The sequence below is a fragment of the Paracoccus sanguinis genome, assembly GCF_012689545.1.
Taxonomy (GTDB): domain Bacteria; phylum Pseudomonadota; class Alphaproteobacteria; order Rhodobacterales; family Rhodobacteraceae; genus Paracoccus; species Paracoccus panacisoli.
In genome coordinates, this window is sequence record NZ_CP051542.1 from 2,103,838 (window position 1) to 2,127,098 (window position 23,261).

General features: G+C 71.8%; 18 protein-coding genes. 5 read left to right on the plus strand and 13 right to left on the minus strand.

What is annotated here, in order from left to right:
• The first annotated feature begins 58 nt into the window (after window positions 1-58).
• Entirely contained in the window at window positions 59-1,621 is a 1,563-nt protein-coding gene (locus tag HGN31_RS10045) for an alkaline phosphatase D family protein (protein ID WP_036708841.1), read from the plus strand.
• Between the two features lie 132 nt (window positions 1,622-1,753).
• Here the strand turns inward: HGN31_RS10045 and HGN31_RS10050 are convergent, their stop codons facing one another.
• Together HGN31_RS10050 and HGN31_RS10055 are read right to left on the minus strand one after the other, a co-directional pair.
• Window positions 1,754-3,949, minus strand: coding sequence for a catalase (locus HGN31_RS10050; RefSeq protein WP_168783087.1), 2,196 nt, complete (start codon window positions 3,947-3,949; stop codon window positions 1,754-1,756).
• Window positions 3,950-4,017: 68 nt separating this feature from the next.
• The gene (locus HGN31_RS10055) at window positions 4,018-4,794 is read right to left on the minus strand and encodes a DUF2268 domain-containing putative Zn-dependent protease (RefSeq protein WP_168783088.1); all 777 of its coding nucleotides are present in this window, start codon (window positions 4,792-4,794) and stop codon (window positions 4,018-4,020) included.
• 251 nt (window positions 4,795-5,045) lie between these two features.
• Here HGN31_RS10055 and HGN31_RS10060 point away from each other — a divergent pair, with 251 nt between their 5' ends.
• Complete coding sequence (locus HGN31_RS10060; RefSeq protein WP_168783089.1) at window positions 5,046-6,641, plus strand: S1 family peptidase; 1,596 nt, start codon at window positions 5,046-5,048, stop codon at window positions 6,639-6,641.
• 4 nt (window positions 6,642-6,645) lie between these two features.
• Here HGN31_RS10060 and HGN31_RS10065 read toward each other — a convergent pair whose 3' ends face one another.
• From HGN31_RS10065 to HGN31_RS10075, 3 genes are all read right to left on the minus strand, one after another.
• Window positions 6,646-9,324 carry a DNA translocase FtsK gene (locus HGN31_RS10065; protein WP_168783090.1) on the minus strand — a complete coding sequence of 893 codons (2,679 nt, stop codon included), beginning with the start codon at window positions 9,322-9,324 and terminating at the stop codon, window positions 6,646-6,648.
• Between the two features lie 4 nt (window positions 9,325-9,328).
• The gene (locus HGN31_RS10070; RefSeq protein WP_168783091.1) at window positions 9,329-10,510 is read right to left on the minus strand and encodes an aminotransferase class I/II-fold pyridoxal phosphate-dependent enzyme; all 1,182 of its coding nucleotides are present in this window, start codon (window positions 10,508-10,510) and stop codon (window positions 9,329-9,331) included.
• 158 nt (window positions 10,511-10,668) lie between these two features.
• Window positions 10,669-11,997: an amidase gene (locus HGN31_RS10075; protein ID WP_168783092.1), complete on the minus strand. Its 1,329-nt coding sequence runs from the start codon at window positions 11,995-11,997 to the stop codon at window positions 10,669-10,671.
• Window positions 11,998-12,214: 217 nt separating this feature from the next.
• Between HGN31_RS10075 and HGN31_RS10080 the strand changes: the two genes are divergently transcribed.
• Both HGN31_RS10080 and HGN31_RS10085 read left to right on the plus strand, forming a co-directional pair.
• Window positions 12,215-13,438, plus strand: a complete 1,224-nt coding sequence (locus HGN31_RS10080) for an FAD-dependent monooxygenase (RefSeq protein WP_168783093.1) — start codon at window positions 12,215-12,217, stop codon at window positions 13,436-13,438.
• A 137-nt stretch (window positions 13,439-13,575) separates the two neighbouring features.
• The gene (locus tag HGN31_RS10085) at window positions 13,576-14,172 is read left to right on the plus strand and encodes a LolA family protein (protein ID WP_168783094.1); all 597 of its coding nucleotides are present in this window, start codon (window positions 13,576-13,578) and stop codon (window positions 14,170-14,172) included.
• Between the two features lie 25 nt (window positions 14,173-14,197).
• On the opposite strand, the gene HGN31_RS10090 is transcribed toward HGN31_RS10085, so the two are convergent.
• A complete protein-coding gene (locus HGN31_RS10090) occupies window positions 14,198-14,785 on the minus strand; it encodes a transglycosylase SLT domain-containing protein (protein ID WP_036700537.1) in 588 nt (195 codons plus the stop codon).
• 243 nt (window positions 14,786-15,028) lie between these two features.
• On the opposite strand from HGN31_RS10090, the gene HGN31_RS10095 reads away from it, so the two are divergent.
• Window positions 15,029-16,213 carry an acetyl-CoA C-acyltransferase family protein gene (locus HGN31_RS10095; RefSeq protein ID WP_036700535.1) on the plus strand — a complete coding sequence of 395 codons (1,185 nt, stop codon included), beginning with the start codon at window positions 15,029-15,031 and terminating at the stop codon, window positions 16,211-16,213.
• A gap of 69 nt (window positions 16,214-16,282) precedes the next feature.
• Here the strand turns inward: HGN31_RS10095 and HGN31_RS10100 are convergent, their stop codons facing one another.
• The 7 genes from HGN31_RS10100 to HGN31_RS10130 form a co-directional block, all read right to left on the minus strand.
• Complete coding sequence (locus HGN31_RS10100; protein WP_168783095.1) at window positions 16,283-17,692, minus strand: ArnT family glycosyltransferase; 1,410 nt, start codon at window positions 17,690-17,692, stop codon at window positions 16,283-16,285.
• Window positions 17,664-17,975 (minus strand): lipid-A-disaccharide synthase N-terminal domain-containing protein, encoded by a 312-nt coding sequence (locus tag HGN31_RS10105; protein WP_036700532.1) that lies wholly within the window; start codon window positions 17,973-17,975, stop codon window positions 17,664-17,666. The genes HGN31_RS10100 and HGN31_RS10105 overlap by 29 nt, the downstream gene beginning before the upstream one ends.
• Entirely contained in the window at window positions 17,972-18,745 is a 774-nt protein-coding gene (locus tag HGN31_RS10110; protein WP_168783096.1) for a glycosyltransferase family 2 protein, read from the minus strand. The genes HGN31_RS10105 and HGN31_RS10110 overlap by 4 nt, the downstream gene beginning before the upstream one ends.
• Window positions 18,746-19,145: 400 nt before the next feature.
• Window positions 19,146-19,748 carry a VUT family protein gene (locus HGN31_RS10115; RefSeq protein ID WP_168783097.1) on the minus strand — a complete coding sequence of 201 codons (603 nt, stop codon included), beginning with the start codon at window positions 19,746-19,748 and terminating at the stop codon, window positions 19,146-19,148.
• Window positions 19,749-19,868: 120 nt separating this feature from the next.
• Window positions 19,869-20,903, minus strand: coding sequence for an esterase-like activity of phytase family protein (locus HGN31_RS10120; RefSeq protein WP_168783098.1), 1,035 nt, complete (start codon window positions 20,901-20,903; stop codon window positions 19,869-19,871).
• Complete coding sequence (mepA, locus tag HGN31_RS10125; protein WP_036732276.1) at window positions 20,879-21,745, minus strand: penicillin-insensitive murein endopeptidase; 867 nt, start codon at window positions 21,743-21,745, stop codon at window positions 20,879-20,881. The genes HGN31_RS10120 and mepA overlap by 25 nt, the downstream gene beginning before the upstream one ends.
• Window positions 21,745-23,103 (minus strand): MFS transporter, encoded by a 1,359-nt coding sequence (locus HGN31_RS10130; protein ID WP_168783099.1) that lies wholly within the window; start codon window positions 23,101-23,103, stop codon window positions 21,745-21,747. The genes mepA and HGN31_RS10130 overlap by 1 nt, the downstream gene beginning before the upstream one ends.
• Between the last annotated feature and the right edge of the window lie 158 nt (window positions 23,104-23,261).

Consider the following 23,261-nt stretch of genomic DNA (forward strand, 5'->3'; position numbering starts at 1 on the left):
TCACCTTGGCTTGGCACCCGGGGGCCTCAACCCCTTCACTGACCGGGAGCCTCCGCCCATGTCCTCTCTCATCCTGCCGCGCCTGACCCGGCGCGGGCTGTTGGCCACCGGGACCGCCGCTGCGGGCGTCCTCGCCCTGCCGGCGATCCTGCGCGCGGGCACCGCGCCCGTCTTTAGTCATGGCGTCCAGTCGGGCGACGCCCACGCCGCGGGCGGCATGGTCTGGACCCGCGTGGACCGCCCGTCGCGGGTGCTGCTCGAGGTCTCGACCACCGAAAGCTTCGCCGACGCGCGCCGGGTGGCGGTGCTGAACGCGCTGCCGGCGAGCGACCTGACGGTGAAATGCGCCGTAGACGGCGTGGCCCCGGACCAGCAGGTGTTCTACCGCTTCACCGCCGCCGACCTCAGCGACCTCAACGCCGTGAGCCAGCCGATCACCGGCCGGTTCCGCACCGCGCCCACCGAAAAGCGCAACATCCGCTTCGGCTGGTCGGGCGACACCGCGGGGCAGGGCTGGGGGATCGGCCCCGAGGGGATGAAGACCTATGCCACGATGGGCCAGCACGAGCTGGATTTCTTCATCCACTCGGGCGACACGATCTATGCCGACGGCCCGATGAAGCCCGAGCAGGAGCACGCGAACGGCGTCTGGAAGAACACCGTCCTGATCCCCGAGGTCGAGAAGGTGGCCGAGACGCTCGACGAGTTCCGCGGCCGCTACAAGTACAACCAGATGGACGAGCACGTGCAGGCGTTCTGCGCCAGCGTGCCGTTCCTCTACCAGTGGGACGACCACGAGGTGACCAACAACTGGTCGCCGGGCAAGGACCTGTCGGCCGACGACCGCTACACCGAGAAGTCGATCCCGCTGCTGGCGGCGCGGGCGGGGCAGGCGTTCCACGAGATGACACCGATCAGCTATACCCCGGCCGAGCCGGGGCGGGTCTACCGCAAGATCGCCTATGGCCCGCTGCTCGACATCTTCATGCTGGACCTGCGGTCCTACCGCGACGCCAACGACGCCGGGATGCAGACCGAGGCCGGCGACGGCACCACCCTTCTGGGGGCGGCGCAGATCGAATGGCTCAAGGGCGCGCTCAAGGCCTCGACCGCGACGTGGAAGGTGATCGCCTCGGATATGCCGATCGGGATCATCGTCTGGGACAACGCCAAGGAAAAGCGCGGCGTCGAGGCGGTGGCGAACGGCGACCACGGGGGGCCGAAGGGCCGCGAGCTCGAGATCGCCGACCTGCTGCGCTTCATCCGCGACCAGAAGGTGACGAACACCGTCTGGCTGACCGCCGACGTGCACTATACCGCGGCGCATGAATACAGCCCCGAGCGCGCCGAGTTCCAGGAGTTCGCCCCGTTCTGGGAGTTCGTGTCCGGCCCGCTGCACGCCGGCAGCTTCGGCCCGGGCGAGATGGACCGCACCTTCGGCCCCGAGGTGAAGTTCGTGAAGGCGCCCGGCGCCGAGCGGCCGAACCTGCCGCCGAGCGAGGGGATGCAGTTCTTCGGCCTCGTGGACATCGATGGGGCCACCGAGCAGATGAAGGTGCGGCTGATGGACGTGGGCAACACCGAGCTGTGGTCCACGGTGCTGGACCCGGTGCGGGCCTGAGGCCGCTAAGGGGAGGGGCTCTGCCCCTCGCCGCGCGGGGCGCGCGGCTCACCCCGGGATATTTCCGCAAGGGAGAATGAGAAAAGGGGCGCCCGGTCGGGGCGCCCCTCGTCGTTCAAGATGTGGGCCGGATCAGGGCTTCGGGCGCAGCGCGGGCTCGCGGTCCCATGCCCGGTCGGCCAGCTTGGCGACCACGCCCTTGGCGTCGGCGTGGTCGAGCGTGAACGCATCCTCGCCCCCGTTCGCCTTGGCGAGGATCTTGCGCCCGCCGGGGCAGAGGCCGAGCGCCTTCAGATGGCTCCACGCCATGCCGGCGAACTCGAGCGCGGCGGGGTCGTCGATCAGCTTGTCGAAGCCTTCCTTGCCGGTGGTGATCACCACCGCGTCGAAGACGAGCGACGGGGTGCCGGCCAGCTGGCCGTCGGCTTCCTGCACCGAGCCGTCCGAGAGCTTGGCGCCGCCGACCTTCTGGCAGACGACCATCACCGTGGCGCCCGCGGCCTCGGCCTCGGCCTTCAGCGACTTGACCACCGCCGCATCGGCGCCGTCGCCGACGAGGATGCCGAGCTTGCGGCCCTTGGGGGCCGGCACGCCCTGCTTGAGGATCGACAGCTTGTCCGACGGCGGCAGGTCCACGGCGGGCCGGCCGGTCGGCGCGGCGGCCGGCAGGTCGACGCCGAGCCCGCGGGCCACTGTCGCGGCCAGATCCTCGTCCACGTTCCGCAGCTGGGCCAGCACCGCCTCACGCACGTGGGGCAGGGTCACCTTGGAGAGTTCGAAGGTGATCGCCGCGCCGACGTGGTTCTGCTCGGGCTGGGACAGCGAGCGCAGGAACATCCGCGGCTGGCTGTAGTGGTCCGCGAAGGTCTCGGCCCGGATCCGCAGCTTGCCCTCGGACGGGTCGTTGCCGAGGTCGGTCGCGGTCTGCACGGTGCGGAAGCCGCCCCGCGCGTCGGCCCGCGGCCCGCCGACTTCGCCCGCCTTGTCGAGCGAGTTCGGCTCGTAGTTGGCGCGGCCCTTGGGCAGCTGCATCTGCATCATCCCGTCGCGCTGGAAGTTGTGCATCGGGCAGCGCGGCGCGTTGATCGGCAGCTGGTGGAAGTTCGCCGTCCCGAGCCGCGATTTCTGCGTGTCGAGATATGAGAACAGCCGGCCCTGCAGCAGCGGGTCGTCCGAGAAGTCGATCCCCGGCGGCACGTTGGACGGGCAGAAGGCGACCTGCTCGTTCTCGGCGAAGTGGTTGTCGGGGTTGCGATTCAGCGTCATCGTGCCGATGAGCTGGACCGGGCACTCCTCCTCGGGGACGAGCTTGGTCGGGTCGAGCACGTCATAGGGCTGGCGGGCCGCCCACTCCGGGTCGATGACCTGGATGCCGAAGTCCCACTCGGGATAGCCGCCCGCCTCGATCGCCTCATAGAGGTCGCGGCGGTGGAAGTCGTTGTCGGCGCCCTGCAGCTTGGCCGATTCGTCCCAGATCAGCGACTGCACGCCCAACCGCGGCTTCCAGTGGAAGCGCACGAAGGTCGATTTGCCCTCGGCGTTGACCATGCGGAAGGTGTGGATGCCGAAGCCTTCCATGAACCGAAGGCTGCGCGGGATGGCGCGGTCGGACATGGCCCACATGACGTTGTGCAGCGTCTCGGGCATCAGCGAGACGAAATCCCAGAAGGTGTCGTGCGCCGACGCCGCCTGCGGATAACCGCGGTCGGCCTCCATCTTCACCGAGTGGACGAGGTCGGGGAACTTCATCGCGTCCTGGATGAAGAACACCGGGGTGTTGTTGCCGACGAGGTCCCAGTTGCCCTCTTCGGTGTAGAACTTGACGGCGAAGCCGCGGATGTCGCGCGGCGTGTCCACCGAACCGGCCCCGCCGGCGACGGTCGAGAAGCGGGCGAAGACGTCGCAGCGGTTGCCGGCCTTCTGGAAGAGCGCGGCGCGGGTCAGCTCGGGGATGGCCTTGGTCACCTCGAACGTGCCGTGCGCGGCCGAGCCGCGGGCGTGGACGATCCGCTCCGGGATGCGCTCGTGGTCGAAGTGGAAGATCTTTTCACGCAGCACGAAGTCCTCGAGCAACGTCGGCCCCCGCGACCCCATCCGCAGGCTGTTCTGGTTGTCCGAGACCGGGATGCCCTGGTTGGTGGTCAGCCGGGTGGCGCGGACCGAGGTCAGCTGCTGCGGTTCACCGCCGTTGCCGGTCTCGGCGGAATACTGCGCCGTCACCGGGGTCGAGTTGGTGTCCTCGTGGACCGGGACTTGAGCCGGGTTCGAGGCGGGGGTCGGGGTATCGGCTGCGGTTTTCGGGGGGCGGGCGTCGTCGTGGCTGGCCATGCGCGTGCATCCTCGTTGGCGTGAATCCTCGGGTCTCCGGCGCGCGCCGCGCACCGGGCCTTCAACCCTCAACGCGGCGCGGGCCGTTCCGTTTCACCCGCCTCATCGCCGGGGGAGGAGATATTTGTTTGCTCAGAGGGGGATGCCGCGCCGTCCCCGTCCCCGTCCCCGTCGGGCGCCTCGTCCTCGGCCGCCGCCTCGACCCCGGCCGCACGCGAGGCGAGGCGGCGCAGCACGGGACGAAACTGCTCGGCCGGGGCGGTGGCGAGGGTGACGGCGGTCGCGTCGGGCGCCGCGGCCAGCGCCTCGGCCACGATCCGGGCGCCGAGCCCGTAGCCCACCCAGCGCCGAAGCTCGCCCTGCCCGAAGAACCAGGCGCCGTGGTCATAGCCCGGCCGCGACCACTCGGCGATCGCCCGCTTCGCGAGGCCCTCCGCCACCGGCGTCTGGTCCCACGGGTCGGGCGGGCCGCCCAGCACCTCGCGCACGAACTGCCCGGCCAGCCCCTCGCTCACCAGCGCCTCGCCGAGCGTGCGGCCGTAGCCCGGGCCGTCCCAGCGGATCAGGTGGTGGAATTCGTGGACGAGCGTGCGGATCAGCCGCTCGGGCGTGCAGAGGTCGGGGATGAGCGCGATCTCGATCACCCCCGGCGCGGGCGCGAGGCCGCCGACGCCCCAGCCCGGGATGCAGCGATCCGGGTCCACCCGCACGGTCACGTCGAAGTCCGGCAGCGCGGCGTGGGCCTGCGTCAGCCGCACCGCCTCGGCGACCGTGGCCCTGAGGCCGGGCAGCACCGCAGTCAGCCCGTGGCGCGCGTTGAGGGGGTGAAGCTGGTAGTAGGTCATGCCGCCTTATCGGCGAGGGGCGCGAGGTTGCCAACGGGTGGGCGGCAGGCGGCGGCCCGGGCGGGCGGCGATCCGCCCGGAGGGGGCGCCGCGACGTGTGGCCCGGATCGGCCCCCCAATGCGTCGCCGCCTCCGGGCCGCGCGCCCCGCGTCGAACGGAACACGACCCCTCAACTTTGACGGACCGCACCGGTTGACCAGTGGAACGGCCCTGCCACATCCTGCGGGCGGTTCATGCGGCGGAGGGGGCGATGAGGTTCGCGTTGATCTGTGCGGCGTGTCTCGGCGTGGCCGGCCCGCTGCACGCCTACACCGCCGACGAACTGGTGGAAGAGTTCGACGCCCGCCAGCTCACCCGGCAGGAAAAGCGGACGCTGCAGGCCGCGATGGCGTTCACCGGCACCTACACCGGGCTGCTCGACGGGGCCTGGGGCAGCGCGAGCCAACTGGCGCTCGAGGCGACTTTGGCGCCGTTCGGCGTCACGACGCCGATCCCCGTCTGGGCGACGCTGGTCTACGCCGCTTCAGCCTCCGAGCAGATGGAGCGCGACGGGTGGGAGATGCGCTACATGCCCTCGCTCGACATGACGATCATGGTCCCGGCCGCCCGGCTGCGGGACGGCGCGCCCTCTGACAACTTCATCAACTTCAACCACTCGGCCAGCTCGCTCGGCTATTCCCTGACCTTCGGCGACGTGGCGCAGGCGCAGCGGCTGCACGACTATACGCTGCGCGAGGCGGGGCCGGACGAGCCTTACGTGCTGCGCCGCGACAACGTCGCCATCACCGCGGTCACCACCCGGTCCGGGCTGCATCTCTACACCCGCTCGGACGCGCGCGACGGCGGATGGGCGACCTTCATGCTGTCGGCCGAGGGACCCGACGAGGGCATCCTGCGCGCGGTTTCGGCCAGCATCGCCAAGGGCCGCTCGGATCCGCTCGCCTTTCCGCCCGAGGGTGAGATCGGCACGGGCTTCGTCAGCCTTGCTGCCGTCCTTGCCGCCGACCCCGACAAGCGGCAGGCCCAGAGCCGGATCGAGGACGACGTGCGCAAGGCGATGACGCAGCCACCCGCCCAGCCGCCCGCCCTGCCGGCGCCCGACGCGTCGCAGGGGGCCGGCCCCGTCACCGCCGACGCAGGGGCCGCCGCGGGCAGCCCCGCGCCGGCCCCGGGGCCCGACCCAACGCCGGCGCAGGCGGGCGCCGCCGCGCCGGACGCCGCACCCGCGGCCGTCCGGACCTCGGGCTCGGGCACCGGCTTCGTCGTCTCGCCGGACGGCCACGTCCTGACCAACGCCCATGTCGCGGGTGACTGCGCCCGGCTCGCGGTCGAGGGCAAGCCGGCCACGCTGCTGGCCGCCGACCGCGACCTCGATCTCGCGCTGGTCCGCACCGATGCCCCGGTCGAGACGGTGGCGAGCTTTGCCCCCAATCCTGCGCCGCTCAACTCGGACGTGCTGGTGCTGGGCTACCCGCTTGCCGGCATCCTGAGCGGCCTGAACGTCACCCGTGGCTCGGTCACCTCGCAGCGGGGCCTGGGCGGCGACACCCGGGTGATGCAGATCTCGGCCCCCGTGCAGCCCGGCAATTCGGGCGGGCCGGTGGTCAACGGGCTGGGGCAGGTGGTGGGGGTGGTGGTCTCGAAGCTCGACGCCATCGTGACGGCGAGCGAGACGGGCGACATCCCCCAGAACGTCAACTTCGCGATCCGGGGCGAGATCGCCAAGCTGTTTCTGTCCGAGCAGGGGGTCACCCCCCGCACCGGCGCCGCGGGCGAACCGCCCCCGCCCGAGGAACTGGCCCGGCAGGGGGCGGCCTACACGCGGTTCATCACGTGCGAGAACTGACGCCTCACACCTCGGGCACCAGCACCTCGCGCTTGCCGACGTGGTTGGCGGGGCTGACGACGCCCTGCTCTTCCATCTGCTCGACGAGGCGCGCGGCCTTGTTGTAGCCGATCGCCAGCTTGCGCTGGATGTAGCTGGTCGAGCACTTGCGGTCCTTGGCCACGATCGCCACCGCCTGGTCGTAGAGCACGTCGTCCGAGCCGTCGGTGGCGAGGATCGCGTCGATCTCGGCCTCGCGCTCTTCCTCGCCGCCCTCGACCACGCTGGTCATGTACTGCGGCGGGCCGAAGGACTTGAGGTGGTTCACGACCTCCTCGACCTCTTCGTCCGAGACGAACGGCCCGTGGACGCGGGTGATGCGCGAGCCGCCGGCCATGTAGAGCATGTCACCCATGCCCAGAAGCTGCTCGGCCCCCTGCTCGCCCAGGATCGTGCGGCTGTCGATCTTCGAGGTGACCTGGAAGCTGATCCGGGTCGGGAAGTTCGCCTTGATCGTGCCGGTGATGACGTCGACCGAGGGGCGCTGGGTGGCCATCACGATGTGGATGCCCGAGGCCCGCGCCATCTGGGCGAGGCGCTGGATGCAGGCCTCGATTTCCTTGCCGGCGACCATCATCAGGTCGGCCATCTCGTCCACGATGACGACGATGTAGGGGAACTTCTCGGGCTGGAACTCCTCGGTCTCGAAGACCGGCTCGCCGGTGTCCTCGTCGAAGCCGGTCTGCATGGTGCGGCGGAACATCTCGCCCCTGGCGAGCGCCTCGGCGACGCGGCCGTTATAGCCCTCGATGTTGCGCACGCCCATCTTGGACATCTTGCGGTAGCGCTCTTCCATTTCCGAGACGACCCATTTCAGCGCCACCACGGCCTTCTTGGGGTCGGTCACGACGGGGGAAAGCAGATGCGGGATGCCGTCATAGACCGACAGTTCCAGCATCTTGGGGTCGATCATGATGAGCCGGCATTCCTCGGGCGTCAGCTTGTAGAGCAGCGACAGGATCATCGTGTTGATCGCCACCGACTTGCCCGAGCCGGTGGTCCCGGCGATCAGCAGATGCGGCATCTTGGCGAGGTTCGCCACCACCGGCTCGCCGCCGATGTCCTTGCCCAGCGCCAGCGGCAGCGGCATCGAGGTGTCGCCGAAGGCGCGGGCCGACAGGATCTCGCGCAGCACCACCTTTTCGCGGCGCTGGTTGGGCAGCTCGATTCCGATCACGGTGCGGCCGGGCACCGTCGAGACGCGGGCCGACAGCGCCGACATGCTGCGCGCGATGTCGTCCGACAGGCCGATGACGCGGCTGGCCTTCAGCCCCGGCGCGGGTTCCAGCTCGTAGAGCGTCACCACCGGGCCGGGGTGGACGGCGGTGATCTGGCCCTTGACGCCGTAGTCGTCCAGCACCGCTTCCAGCATCCGGGCGTTCTCGGCCAGCGCCTCCTGGCTCAGCGTGTGCCGCTCGACGGTGCCGGGGGCGGCCAGCAGCGCGAGCGGCGGCTTTTCATAGCCGTTGGCGGCGCTGTCGAAGGCGAGGCTCGGCTGCGCCTCGGCCACCGCCTGCCGCGAGGGGTTGGGCTTGCGCATCGGCGGCATGACGACGCGGCTAGTGTCGGTCGGGGCGGCGGGCGGCACCGACTGGGCGCGGCCAGTCAGCCGCGCGGTCACCGCCGAAAGGACCGAGCGGGAGGGGGCGTCGCCGTGTCCCTCGTCCTGCGCCAGGTCATGGCCGCCGTCGCGGGCGGCGTCGGCCTCGGCCCGGTGGCGGATGGCGTCGCTGATCCGGGCGCTGACCTCGGCGGCGTCGGGGCCGTCGCTGTCGTCGTAGTCGGGGGCGGTCTCGACCAGTTCCGAGGGCGGGATCTCTTCCGGCGCGCTGCTGCGGCGCAGGCGGCCGAGCAAGCCGGCGGGCAGGCCCGGCTTGCCCTCAGGGGCGGCGGGCACGTCGGCCGTCACGGCCTCGGCGTCCGCGCCCGCGGCGTTTTTCCGGCGGCGTTCCTCGGCCCGGCGGCGCAGCTCGCGCGCGCCGGCCACCGAGGCCGAGGCCCCGCGGCCGACCGCCGTCATCCCGAGGTCATAGGCGGTGGCGAGCCCGGTGGCGAGGAACCGGCCGATCCCCATCATCTCGCGCCGGTCGAAGCCGAGCACGAAGGCCGTCACCGCCACCCCCGCGATCGCGGTCAGCAGCGCCATCACCTTCAGCGCCACGGCGGGCGCCATCGGCATCAGCCCGATCAGCCCGCCCATCACCATGTCGCCCAGGTGCCCGCCCAGGCCATGCGCCTGCGTCCAGTCGCCGGGCGGCACCATCGCGGTCGCGTGGACCGAGGCCAGCACCACCGCGAAGGGGGTGAAGAGGCCGCGCATCAGCCGGTCCTCGCCCCGGTGCAGCATCAGCCGCAGCCCCCAGCCGAGCGCCACCAGCGGCAGCACCCACGCCCCGAAGCCCACGATCATCACCAGCGCCGAGGCGACATAGGCCCCGAACCGGCCCAGCAGGTTCTGCGCCACCTGGTCGGTCGCGGTGCCGATGCCGGGGTCGTTCTGCGACCACGAGATCAGGATCATGCCCAGCACCACCGCCAGCACCACGAGCCCCGCGCCGACGACTTCCTTGCCGCGCCGTTCCAGCGCCGCCTGGGTGGTCTGGTCGAACAGCGGATCGCGGTGCTTTGCCTGCCAGCTGGCCATGATCTCACCCCCTTTCGTAAAGCGTGTCGCGGATGCGGGTCAGCGCATCCTCGGTCTCGGCCGCCGGCCCGACGAGCGCCACGCGGATGTAGCCCGCGCCGGGGTTCCCGGCGTCGGTCTCGCGCGAGAGATAGGCGCCGGGCAGCACCTGCACCCCGGCGTCGGCCCAGAGGCGGCGGGCGGCGGCCTCGCCATCCTCGACCGGCAGCCACAGGAAGAACCCGCCCTCGGGGGGCAGGTAGCCCGGCACGTTGCCGAGGATGCGGTCGGCGATGGCGTATTTCTGCTGGTAGAGCGCGCGGTTGGCGGTGACGTGATCCTCGTCCGCCCAGGCGGTCTCGCTGACCCGCTGGTGGGGCAGGGGGATCGGCGCGCCGGCGTAGCTGCGCAGCACCCGGAACCGCGCGATGGCCTCGGCCGCGCCCGCGGCAAAGCCCGAGCGCAGCCCGGGCAGGTTCGAGCGCTTGCTGAGCGAGTTGAACATCATCACCCGATGGGCCAGCCCCATCGCCTCGGCCACGGCGAGCGCGCCGGGCGGGGGGGTGTCGCGCCAGATCTCGGAGTAGCACTCGTCGGCGAAGATCAGGAAATCATGCCGCTCGGCCAGTTCGATCAGCCGCTCGAGGTAATCGCGCCCCGCGACCGCGCCCTGCGGGTTGGCGGGCGAGCAGAAATAGCAGATCGCGGCGGCGTCGAGCGTGGCTGCGTCGAGCGCGGCGAAGTCGGGCAGGTGGCCGGTCTCGGCGGTGGCGTTGACGAAGACCGCGCGGGCGCCGACCGCGGCGGCGGCGACGGCATAGACCTGATAGAACGGGTTGGGGATCAGAATCGCGGGGGTCTCGCCGCCCTTCGTCTCGGGGCAGAGGGCGAGGGCTGCGTTGAACAGCCCCTCGCGGGTGCCGTTGAGTGCGGTGATCCGCTCGGGCCCCACCTCGATGCCGTGGCGGCGGCGAATCCAGCCCGAGATCGCGGCGAGCAGTTCCGGCGTGCCGTCGTTCGGGGGGTATTTGCCCAACTCGGCCACCGTCTCGGCCAGCCGCGGGGCGACGAAGTCGGGGATGCCGTGGCGCGGCTCTCCGATGGTCATGACGATGGGGTCGGCGGCGGGGGTCAGCCCGGCCAACAGCTTCCGCAGGCGCGGAAAGGCGTAATCCGGCAGGTTCGCAAACCGCTCGGGTGAATTCATCGCTGCCTCACAGTCACGGGATCGTGCCGCCCCGTTGGGCTGCAGAGTATCGGGATTGCCGGGGTGCGTCCAGTTAAAGGCGAATCAGGCCAGGAGGGGGCTTTGCCCCCGTCGCCTGCGGCGACTCCCCCAGGATATTTGGGTCAAAGAGAATGCGGTCAGGGGGCGAGCGCGGCCTCGAGCGCGGCGGCGGTCCTGAGCAGGCGGCGGTCGTCGCCCGCGCGCCCCATCGCCATCAGCCCGCAGGCCGGCCGCCCGGTGGGCAGGGTGATGGCCGGCAGGCCCATCAGGTTGCCGATCCGCGTGTTCCTGAGCGCAAGCAGGTTCTCGGACGCGAAGAACGCCGCGTCGGATTCGAGCCGGGCGATCTCGGGCGGCAGGATCGGGGCGGTGGGCAGGATCACCGCGTCGAAGCCGGCGGTGGCCTGCGCCCAGTCGCGGCGCAGGCGGTCGAGCGTCTCCCACGCGGCGACGTAGTCGGCGGCGGTGACGGCCTTGCCGCCGCGGAAGCGTTCAAGGATCGGCGGGAACATCAGCTCGGGCGCCGCCTCGATCTGGTCGCGCCAGAGCCCGTAGGCCTCGGGGGCGAAGAGCGTGGGCGACAGCGCCATCGCCTCGGCCACGCAGGGGGGCGCGGCGTGGGTGATCTGCACCCCGGCGCGGGCGAGGGTGGCGCAGGCCTCCGCGAACGCGGCGACGGGCGCGTCGCGGGCGTCGTCGAATGGCACGCCGTCCAGCACCATGAGCCGCAGCCCCGCGGCACCCGCCTCGCGCAGGTCGGGGGCGCTGTCGCCGGTGATCAGGGCGTAGAGCGCGGCGCAATCCTCGACGGTGCGGGCCAGCGGCCCGGCCACGTCGAAGCGCCGGCAGAGCGGCACGATCCCGGTCATGTCCACCGCGCCGGGGGTCGGCTTGAACCCGACCAGGCCGTTCCAGGCTGCGGGCAGGCGGATCGAGCCGCCGGTGTCGGTGCCGATCGCCGCCGCCGCCAGCCCCATCGCCACCGAGACCGCCGCACCCCCCGACGAGCCGCCGGCCACGAGCTGCGGGTCAAAGGCGTTCGGGACCGTCGCCACCGGCGGGTTCAGCCCGAGGCCCGAGAACGCTAGTTCCGTCATGTGGGTCTTGCCGAGGCACAGCGCCCCCTGCGCCGAGGCGGTGGCCAGCACCGCCGCATCGCTGTCCGGCACCCGCCCCTCGAGCAGCAGCGAGCCCGCCTCGGTGGCGACGCCGGCGCTATCCACGTTGTCCTTCCAGCTCAGCGCCACGCCGTCCAGCAGCCCGCGCCGCAGTTCCGCCCGCGCCCGGTCGTGGGCGGCGATGGCGCCGGCCCGCGCGCGTTCGGGCGTCAGCCGGGCATAGATGCGGCGCGCGAGCGGCGCACGGGCGATGGCGTCGAGATAGCCTTCGACCAGGTCGAGCGGGCTGACCAGCCCCGCCATGATCGCCCGCCCCTGTTCCGTGGCGCTCGCCTTGAGCCAATCCATCCCCGCCCCCGTCCTGCCGCACGCCCTGAGACGCGCGGACGGTAGAGCCCCGCGCCGGGCGGGGCAATGGGGCGCCGCAGCCACAGACCCCTCTCCTCGGGCTGGACCCAAATATCCCCGCCGGAGGCATCCGGCCGTGCCAACCGCGCGCCCTCGGGGTCTAAGGCGGCCACCCTGCCGCATGGACCGCGCCGCACGGGCCGGATAGGGTGCCGCCATGACGGTGGACCACGATATTCTGATCGTCGGCGGCGGGCTGAACGGCCCGGCGCTGGCGCTGGCGCTGGCGGGGGCCGGGCTCTCGGTCGCGGTGATCGACGCGCGGCCCGCGCAGGCGCGGGCGGCCGACGACTTCGACGGGCGCGCCTATGCGCTGGCGCTCGCCTCGCGACGGCTTCTGACCGCGCTCGGCCTGTGGGGCGGGCTCGCGGCGAAGTCGCAGCCGATCCTCAAGGTCGAGGCCGCGCAGGGCGAGGCGGGCGAGGGGGCGGGTCCGTTCCACCTCGTCTTCGATTCCGCCGAGATCGAAGAGGGGCCGGTCGGGCACATGCTCGAGGACCGCTTCCTCTACGCCGCGCTGATGGAGGCGATGGCGGGCCGCGTGACCCATGTGCCGGGCCGGCAGGTGACGGGGCAGGAGGTCCGGCCCGGCCATGTCGCGGTGACGCTGGACGATGGGACGGTGCTGACCGGGCGGCTGCTCGTCGGCGCCGACGGGCGCGGCTCGGGCGTGGCGGCGCGGGCCGGGATCACCCGGCGCGGCTGGGGCTACGGCCAGACCGCGCTGGTCTGCGCGGTGGACCACGACCGCCCCCACAATGGCACGGCGTGGCAGTTCTTCATGCCCGAGGGGCCGCTGGCGATCCTGCCGCTGCCCGGCAACCGCAGCTCGATCGTCTGGTCGGCGCCCGAGGCGCAGGCGGCGGCCATCGCGGCACTGGACGACGCCCGCTTCCTCGACGTGCTGCGGCCCCGATTCGGGGACTTCCTCGGTGAGATCCGCCTTGCCGGGCCGCGCTTCTCGTATCCGCTCAGCCTCAGCCTCGCGGATCACTATGTCGCGGCGCGGGTGGCGCTGGTGGGCGATGCGGCGCACGGCGTCCATCCCATCGCCGGGCAGGGGCTGAACCTCGGCCTGCGCGACGTGGCGGCGCTGGCCGAGGTCGTCGTCGAGGCCGCCCGCCGCGGCGAGGACATCGGCGCCCCCGACGTCCTCGACCGCTACCAGCGCTGGCGGCGGTTCGACGCGACCGCGCTGGGGCTCGGGATGGATACGGTCAACCGGCTGTTTTCCAACGCCAACCCGGTGCTGCGGGCAGCGCGGGGCCTGGGCATGGGGGCGGTCACCGCGATTCCGCCGCTGCGACGCGCCTTCATGCGGCAGGCGGCGGGGCTGACGCTCGATCCGATGCCGCGGCTGCTCGCCGGTCAACCGCTCTAGGCCGGCGGCCGACGCCCCCTGTCGGGCGCGGCAGCGGCGCAAGCCCCCGGAACCCTCACTTGCACGCGAGCGTTCGGGGCCGCCTCCGTCCCTTATTCGTGACGTGCAACCCTTTGGAAAGGCGGTATGATCCCATCATGAACCTTCGCTCTCTCGCACTTGCGCCCGCCTTCGCCCTCGCCTTCGCCCTGCCGGCGGCGGCCGACAAGATCCCCCTCAACGAGGTCAGCCGCTACCTCAACAGCCTCAAGACCGTGGTCGCCGACTTCAGCCAGGTGAACGCCGACGGCTCGGTGACGCCGGGCAAGGTCTACATCCAGCGCCCCGGCCGGGTGCGGTTCGAGTACAAGGGCGACAACACGCTCGTCCTCGCCTCGGGCGGGCAGGTCGCGGTCTTCGACAAGAAGTCGAACACCGGCGCCCAGCAGTATCCGCTGTCCAAGACGCCGCTCTCGATCATCCTCGCCGACAACGTGAACCTCGGCCGCTCGGGGATGGTGACGGCGCACAGCGAGAAGAAGAACACCACCATCGTGCGGGCGCAGGACCCGGCGCATCCCGAATACGGCAACATCCAGATGGTGTTCACCGCCAACCCGACCGAGCTGCGCCAGTGGATCGTCACCGACGACAAGGGCAAGCGGACGACGGTGATCCTGGGTCAGATGCAGAAGGGCGTGGCGATCCAGCCCTCGAAGTTCTCGATCAACAACGAGGCCGCGCGGCGCAAGTGACGCCGCCCGCCACCCGCGACGACCCTCAGGCCCGGCCGCAGGATTGCAGCTGGGCCTGATACATGACGGCCCGGCTCTGCACCTTGCCCGCGACGCCGAGCAGCCACGGCTTGGACAGATGGCTGCCCGAGGCATAGCCCGAGCGCCCCTCGTGGTAGGCCAGGTACTGCGCCCCCGCGTCTGCGGTCGAGATCCCCAGCCGCCGCGCCGTCCCGTTCATGTACCACCCCATGAAGTCGGTCGCGTCGCGGATGTCGTCGCGCCGCGCCCGGCGCTTGCCGGTTTCCTTCAGATACTCCTCCCACGTGCCGTCAAGGGCCTGGGAATAGCCGAAGGCCGAGCTCTGCCGCCCGATCGGGATGATCCCAAGGGCGTATTGATGCGGCGTCCGCGCGTCGCCGATGAACTTGGATTCCTGGTGGATCGCCGCCATCTGCACCGCCACCGGCACCCCCCAGCGCGACTGCGTGTCGCGCATGGCGCGCAGGTAGGCGGGCCGTTCCGCCACGATGGCGCAGGCGTTGTCGAGGTCGCGCGGCGCCTTGAAACTGCCCCCGCCGCCGCCGCACGAGGCGACCAGCATGACGATCGCCAGCTTGAGATAGGTGTTCATGTGCCTGTCTGCCCGGTTCGGTCTTTGCCGTTTTGCCGCGATCCTAAGCGCAATCCCGCGGCGAGGAAATCGCCAATTATGACGCGGTGCGCCCCCGCCGGCCTCGGGCTGGACCCAAATATCCCCGCCGGAGGCATCCCGCCGCGCCACCCCGCGATGCGAGGGGGGCCTTGTGCCGGGCTTGGCCATGATTAAGGTTCTCCGCCGAGCCAGTTCATCATTCGTTTGGGGGAGTTCTCAACCATGGCAGACAACGACATCGTGATCCTGTCCGGCGCCCGCACCGCCATCGGCGGCTTTGGCGGCAGCCTGGCGAATATCCCGCCGATCGAGCTGGCCACCACCGCCGCCAAGGCGGCGATCGAGCGCTCGGGCGTCGCGGCCGACAAGATCGGCACCGTGATGTTCGGCCACGTGATCAACACCGAGCCCAAGGACCAGTACCTGTCGCGCGTGGCGATGCTGAACGCGGGCGTGCCCGAGACGGCGGTGGCGATGAACGTCAACCGGCTGTGCGGGTCGGGCGCGCAGGCCATCGTGTCGGCCGCGCAGGCGCTGCAGTCCGGGGACGCCGACTTCGCGCTCGCCGGCGGGGCCGAGAGCATGAGCCGCGGCGGCTACCTGATCCCCGGCCTGCGGGCGGGGACCAAGATGGGCGACCAGCAGATCATGGACATGATGACCGGCGCGCTGACCGACCCGATGGGCACCGGCCACATGGGCGTCACCGCTGAGAACGTCGCGGCCGAAAACCAGATCAGCCGCGAGGCGCAGGACGAGTTCGCGCTGGAAAGCCAGAAGCGCGCGGCCGCCGCCATCGAAGAGGGCCGGTTCAAGGACCAGATCGCCCCGGTCGAGATCAAGACCCGCAAGGGCACCGTGGTCTTCGACAAGGACGAGCACCCGAAATCGACCTCGGCCGAGGCGCTGGCGGGGCTGAAGCCGGCGTTCAAGAAGGACGGCGGCTCGGTCACCGCGGGCAACGCCAGCGGCATCAACGACGGCGCCGCAGCCATCGTGCTGGCGACCGAGAAGGCCGCGCGCGAGGCCGGGCTCGAGCCCAAGTTCCGCCTCGTCGGCTGGGCCCATGCCGGCGTGCGCCCCGACATCATGGGCGTCGGCCCGATCCCCGCGGTCAAGAAGCTGATGGAAAAGACCGGCCTCAAGATCGAGGATTTCGACGTCATCGAATCGAACGAGGCCTTCGCCGCGCAGGCGCTGGCGGTGAACAAGGGCCTCGGGCTCGACCCCGCCAAGGTGAACCCGAACGGCGGCGCCATCGCGCTGGGCCACCCGGTCGGCGCCACCGGCGCCATCCTGACGGTCAAGGCGATGTACGAGCTTGAGCGCACCAACACCGACAAGGCGCTGGTGACCATGTGCATCGGCGGCGGTCAGGGTATCGCGCTGGCCATCGAGCGGATCTGATCCCCGCCGTCGGCAGGTCTTTCAGCCAGACAGACGCCCCGGCCGCCGAAAGGTGGCCGGGGCTTTCGCTTACCGGCGCAGGCTGTCGAGGCAGGCCCCCGACACCGGCACGGTGGCCAGCGCGCGGCGGCCGAGGTCGCCCTCGCCGGGGGGCAGGGGGCTCGGGGCCGCGGCGCAGGCCGGGGCCGCCTCGGGCGGGCCGACCCAGAGTGCCGGGCCGGGTTCGGCCTTCAGCGGATAGATCATGTCGTAGTGGCTGGGGGTGGGCCCGTCCGCGCCGGGCACGGCGCGGACCGCGATGCCTGTTCCCTTGGCGCGCCAGGTCAGCTCGGCCAGCAGCGCCCGGTCGGCGCTGAGGACGAGCGGCGCCCCCGCCGCGCGGGCCAGCACCCGGTCAGACAGCGCCGTGTTGCCGACGTAGCGGGCGAGCACCGGGTCGCCGTCCCGGCGAAACTCCTGCGCCAGCGTGCCGATCACCGGCAGGCCGGTCGCCACGATCCCGTTCAGCGCCAGCGCCGCGACCGTGAGCCGCGGGCGGGGCGCGAGCCACGCCGCCGCCAGCACCGCGCCCGCGACATAGGCACCCACGGCCCAGTTGGCGTTCGCCTCTGACTGGATCGCCTGCGCGGTGACGATGGCGAGCGGCGCCGCCGCGATCGGCACCAGCCCGCGCAGCCCCGCGGGCCAGCGCCCGACCAGCGCGGCCAGCATCGCCGCATAGGTCAGGGGACCGGCGACGGCAAACTGCTCGGCCCAGAACACGCCCGCGTGGCGCAGGTTCAGCGCCCCTTGCCAGTCGGCGTTCTCGGCGGTGTGGCGCACGGTGGCGAGGTCGTGGCCGAGGTTCCAGGCGATGTTCGGCGCAAACAGCCCCAGCGCCACGCCCGCGACCACGGCGACCTCCGGCCACGGGCGGCGCCAGCGCGGGTCGATCCAGGCGCCGAGCGCCAGCCCCGGCAGAGGGAACAGCATGGCGTATTTCGACCACATCCCCATCGCCAACGCCGCCCCGGCCAGCACCGCGCCCCGGCGGCCGGGGAGCGCCACCCAGGCCAGCAGGAACAGCGCCAGCGCCAGCAGCTGCGGGCTGTCGGTCGAGATCAGGATGCTGCCCACCGACACCGCCGGCAGCGTCGCATAGACCGCCCCCGCCAGCGCCCCCACCGCCGGCCCGGCGAGCCTGCGCCCCAGCGCCATGACCGCCAGCGCCGCCGCGCCATGCACCAGCGGCCAGGGCAGCCGCGCCACCCAGGGCGCGTCGGAGCCCACCGCCTCGTTCGCGGCGCGGATCAGCCAGCCGACCAGCGGCGGCTTGGACCAGGCCCCGGCGGCCATCTCCTGCCCCCAGAGCCAGTATTGCGCCTCGTCCACGTACAGCTCGAGGTCGGACGCCGGCAGCCACGCCAGCCGCCACGCCGTCAGCCCGAGGATCAGCAGGAGGGCCGCCGCCTCACTCGACCGGAAGGCGGCGGGCGGCATGGATGAGCCAGAGGTTGCGGACATAGATCACCGTCCCGAGCGCCTGGCCGAAGATGAACACCGGGTCGCGGCGGTGGATGGCATAGGCGAGCAGCGTCAGCCCGCCCGCCAGCGAGAAATACCAGAACGCCACCGGCACGACCGAGCGGCGGGCGCGTTCCGACGCGATCCACTGGATCAGGAAGCGCATCATGAACATCGACTGCGCGAGAAAGCCGAAGATCACCCACAGCAGCTCGGCCTGTGTCGTGACCTTGAAGAAATGCATGAGCGAGAGGGTCATGGCGTCTCCTCGGGGCGGCGCTCGGTGGCGCGGACGGTCTTGCGGCGGCGCAGCAGCCACGCCACCCCGGCGAGGTCCGAGATGCCGACCAGCCCGCGCTGGAGGTTGGAATAGTTCGACCGCCCCGCCCCGCGGGCGCGGTGGGCGACGTCGACATGGGCGATCTGCCAGCCGTCGCGGGCGAACAGCGCCGGCAGGTAGCGGTGCTGGTGGTCGAAGAACGGCAGCGCCAGATAGGCCTCGCGCCGGAACGCCTTGAGCCCGCAGCCGGTGTCGCGGGTCTCGTCGGCCAGCACCCGGGCGCGCAGCCGGTTCGCGGCCTTGGACGCGAGCCGCTTCGAGGCCGTGTCCTGCCGCCCGACCCGCTGCCCCGCGACCAGCGCCAGCGTCTCGGGGCCGTCGATGAGCGGCGCGAGCAGCCGCGGCAGCTCGGCCGGCGGGTTCTGCCCGTCGCCGTCGAGCGTGGCGATGATCCCGGCGCGCGCGGAAAGGACACCGTTGTGCACCGCCGCCGACTGCCCGCCCGAGCGCGGGTGGCCGAGCAGCCGCAGCCACGGCCGGTCCGCAGCCATGCCGAGCACCCGCTCAGCGGTCTCGTCGGTCGAGCCGTCGTCCACGACGATGACCTCGAACGGGGAAAGTGGGGTGAGGGCCGCCTCGATCTCGTCGATCAGCGGGCCGATGTTGCCTGCCTCGTTACGGCAGGGAATGACGACGGAGACCCGCGGCGGGGCGGCCGACGCGGGCGGCGGGGAGAGTGGGGCGGTCATGGCTGGTCCTCTAGACCTGCCAGATGACGGGAAGCTGACAGGCGCGGCAAGGCCCGAGCGGAACGGGGGGCGGTGAGGGCGGCACGGGGGCCACGCGCGGCGGGAACGGGGTCGGCTGGCAGCCGGCCAACTGATGGCCGGCGACGGCATCGCGCCGAGCCCCGGAAACTCGAACGGGCCGCCCCCTGGGAACGGCCCGCGAGATCAAAGGAGATGGTCCGGTTAGGGATGGAAATCATCCGGTCCCAGGCAGGGTGCATCGACCCTTGGGGCTGCCCTCAGGCGATGGCCCCCCTGACTGTCCCGACTCCGTTCTCCAACATCACTCTCGACACTGGACCACCTCCTTTCAATGGGTTGATAGTAAGGCGGAGGGTGCCATAGCGCCGAAGCAAGTCAATCAGTTTTCGACCGGCCGGGACAAGATTTTGCGGACGAGCCCGTTGTAGGGCACAAGCGCCAGCACGGCGAGCGCCATCTTGACCCCCCAGTCGGCCGCCGCCAGCGACTGCCACAGCGGCAGCGCCGGGCCGTGGCCCAGCAGCGGCACCAGCTCGTTCGCCCAACCGGTGTTGGCGTCGGCGGGCAGGGCGGCAGCGAAGGCGATCGAGAAGAACAGCGCCGTGTCGATGGCCGACCCGACGAGCGAGGACAGGAACGGCGCCTGCCACCAGCTGCGGAAGCGCAGCCGGTCGAACACCGCCACGTCAACGAGCTGCGCGACGAGGAACGCCGTCCCCGAGCCGATGGCGATCCGAAGCGTGGTCTTGTCGAACCCCGCCGCGACCAGCGAACTCGCCACGCCGACGGCGAACCCGGCCAGCACGACCCGGCGGGCGTCGCGCACGCCGTGGATGCGGTTGGTCAGGTCGGTGACGAGAAAGGCGATGGGATAGGTCAGCGCCCCCCAGGTCAGCCAGTCGCCCAGCATGAACTGCACGAGGATGTTCGAGGCCAGCACGGTGGCCGCCATCGCCAGAATGGCGGGCATGAGACGCGGCATGGGATTTATCCGTTTTACAAGGTAGCGGAAGAACTCGGCCCCGCACGGCGGGACGGGCCGCGCTTAGCGGCGCGGGCCGGGTGCGTCAAGCCGCGGCCGGCCGCCCTGTGTGGCGCGGGGCTAGTCCGCGGGGGCCGCGAAGGACAGCGGCGGGGCCGGGGCGGTCGCCGTCGCGGGGGTGTCCGCGGCGGGGGCGCCGGGACGCTCGCGGACCCGGAACTCGACCAGCTGGGTCTGCTGCACGAACAGGAAGTTGTCGTCCGAGATCATGGTCACGCGAATGCCCTGGCCGTCGGCCCAGACCGCGATCCCCTCGAGATTGTCATATTGCAGCGGGATCGATTCGAGCAGCAGCTCGGGCGGGCCCAGCCGGTCCTCGGACAGCGCGAAGCGCCGGACGCGGCTGGAAAACCCCAGCACGCCGCGGAAGTCGCGTTCGAGGACGTAGAGCTTGCCGTCCGGGCCGACGTCGGCCCCGACCGGCGCCCAGCGAGGGTCGCGGGGCAGGCGGTAGGGCGTGGACCACGCGCCGTTGCGGAAGCGCCAGACGGGGAAGCTCGACCCGTCGCCCTGATCCTCCTCGCGCCAGTCTTCGGGCATGGTCAGCAGGTCGCCCGAGGGCGTCACGGCCAGCGCCTCGAGCCCGGCGTTGCGCTTGAGGGCGCGGAAGGCGGGGGCGCGGGGGACGACCACCGCCGGCTGGTCGGGGTCGTCGAAGCGGGCGATGCGGTCCAGCCCCTCGAAGCTGACGAAGATGCGGCCCTCGGCGTCGATGGCCAGCCCCTCGGCGTCGCCCAGATAGCCGGGCTTGAGCTTGCGGCCGCGGCTGTCCTGCAGCCGGGCGCTGCCGGCGGTGGTCAGCCGGACGATGCGGCCCTGGCCGTCACGGTCGATGCTGCCCCAACGCAGCGTGCCGCGGTCCGAGAGCGCCCAGTAGCGGCTGCCGTCGTCGCTGAGCTCGAGGCCCGAGAAGCCGCCGAAATCCTCGTCACCGTTGCGCCAGACGAAGGCGCCCAGCGGTTCGACGATGGGGGATTCGGCGGCGGGCGCGGCCGCCGCGGCGATCCCGGCACCGGCGGGCGGCAGCGCCGGCCCGCCCGCCAGCCACGCCAGTCCCGCCGCCGCCGCGATCAGCGTGCGACGAGGGCGCGGCATCCGGGCGGCATCTCGCTCAGCCTGAAACTGCGCGGATGGCGGTATTCGGGGTCAGGCGGCGGGGCGGGCGGCGGGTTGATGCGGTTGGCGATCCACTGCTGCGCCTCGGCGCAGCCGTCCCCGGGCGGCGGCGGGTCCTGGTCCTGGCAGCCGGCGTTGGTGCAGGCGAGCCGGACGTGGAAATGGTAGTCGTGGTTGTTGATGGGCCTGATCTTGCGCAGATAGGCGCGGTTGCCGCGCTCGGCCTGGCACATGGCGACCTTGGCGACCGGATCGACGAAGATCCGGGCCACCCGCCGGTCAGAGGCTGCGGCGCGCAGCAGCGCATGATGGCTCGCCGACCACAGCGGGCTCGGCCTGATCCCGCCCTTGGCCACCACCGACTGCGACGAGATCGACTCGCGCTCGGCCGGCGACAGCCGCAGCGAGCGCGGCGGCAGCATCCAGATGTCGGCGTCGAGCCCGATCTGGTGGCTCGCGTGGCCCGAAACCATCGGCCCGCCCAGCGGCTGGCTCATGTCGCCGATGTAGAGGCCGGCCCAGCCGAAGCGGGTGGCCTGCCGCGACAGGTCCATCAGGAACTGCACGAGCTGCGGGTTGCCCCAGTTGCGGTTGCGCGACAGGCGCATGGCCTGCCACGTCGGGCCGGTCTCGGGCAGCTGGATGTTCCCCGAGGCGCAGCCGCGCGAATAGCCGCCGATGGCCGCGGGCGCCCCGCCGTTCGAGGTGCGGAAGGCCCCGAACACGTCCTTGGCGAGCGGGTCGGCGGCGGCCGCCGGGCTGGCCGGCAGGGTGGCCAGCGCCAGCAGCGCGGCGGCGGCGAGATGTCTGATCTTGCCCATCACGGACCGGGATCTCCCTCTGGTTCGACCCAGACTAGCAGGACGAGCGCCAGAAGGAACATCACGATCAGCGGCGATATGCCGATCCGCTGGCTGCCGGTCGCGGTGGTGACCGTGGCGATGAGGAACGGCGCGAGGAACGAGGTGGCCTTGCCCGACAGCGCGTAGAGCCCGAAGGCCTCGGTGGCGCGGTCGGGGGTGGTGTGGCGCACCATCATGGTGCGGCTCGCGGCCTGCATCATCCCGCCGGCGCCGCCGATCGCCACGCCGCAGGCAAAGAACACCGCGTCGGGCAGGCGCGAGTCGGCGGCGAGGGCAAGGCCCATGAACTGCGCGCGGCTCATGCCGACGACGATCGTGCAGACGGCGATGAGGGCGAGGATGCAGCCGATGATGACCGGCTTCGGCCCCCAGCGCCGGTCGGCCCGCCCGCCGATCCACGAGATCACCGCCGCCGACACCGCGCTGACCACGCCGAAGATCCCCGACCAGATCACCGGCCAGCCGAGCACCGTCCCGGCATAGACCCCGCCGAAGCCGTAGAGCGCGTTCAGCGCATCGCGCGAGAACATCGAGGACAGCAGCCACGCCGCCAGCGACCGGCGCTGCCGCAGGCTGGCGATCAGCCGCCCGAGGTCGCGCATCGCCACGCCCAGCCGCAGCGGCCGGCCCGCGCCGGCGGGCTCGCGCACCCAGAGGAAGAACGGGACCATGAACACCGCATACCAGATCGCGGTGAACGGCCCGACGAAGCGCGTGCCCTCGCGCAGCGCGGGGTCGAGCCCCAGCGCCGGCGGCTGGCCGATCAGCGTCAGCCCGGTCGTGGCGCTTTCGGCAAACAGCGCCAGCATCACGATCAGCGAGACCACGCCCCCCGCATAGCCGAAGGCGAAGCCCGAGCCCGAGACGCGCCCCATGTCCTCGCGGCTGGTCAGCGTCGGCATCAGGGCGTTGGTGAAGATGGTCGTGAACTCCATCCCGATCAGGCCAATGCCGAAGAACATCAGCGCCGGGACCAGCATCCCGCCATCTGGGGCGAGCACCCACAGCCCGGCCGCGCCCACGACGTAGAAGCCGGAGAAGAGCCAGATCCACGGCATCCGCCGCCCGGTGGTGTCGGCTACCGCGCCGAGGATCGGGGCCAGCACCGCGATCACCACCCCGGCGAGCGACAGCGCCCAGCCCCACATCGCCTGCGCCTGCGCGCCGGCGGCGGCCGGGTCCACCCCCTCGGCGACCAGCCGGTGCTGGGCGACCTCGGCGAAGTAGATCGAGAAGATGAAGGTCAGAAGCAGCGTCGCATAGGGCTGGCTCGCCCAGTCGAAGAACCACCATCCCCAGATGCGCTTGCGGTTCATGGCGGCTCCCTGCTGGCCAGTCGGGCGCATCAAGACCGAAACCCGCCGGGCTGGCAAGCGCTGCCCGGCGCGGGCGCTGGCGGCCCGGCGGGACATGGGTATTTGGGCCAGAAAGAAGACTGGCGCCGGCTTCTTTCTGGCTCAAATACCCGTCGCAG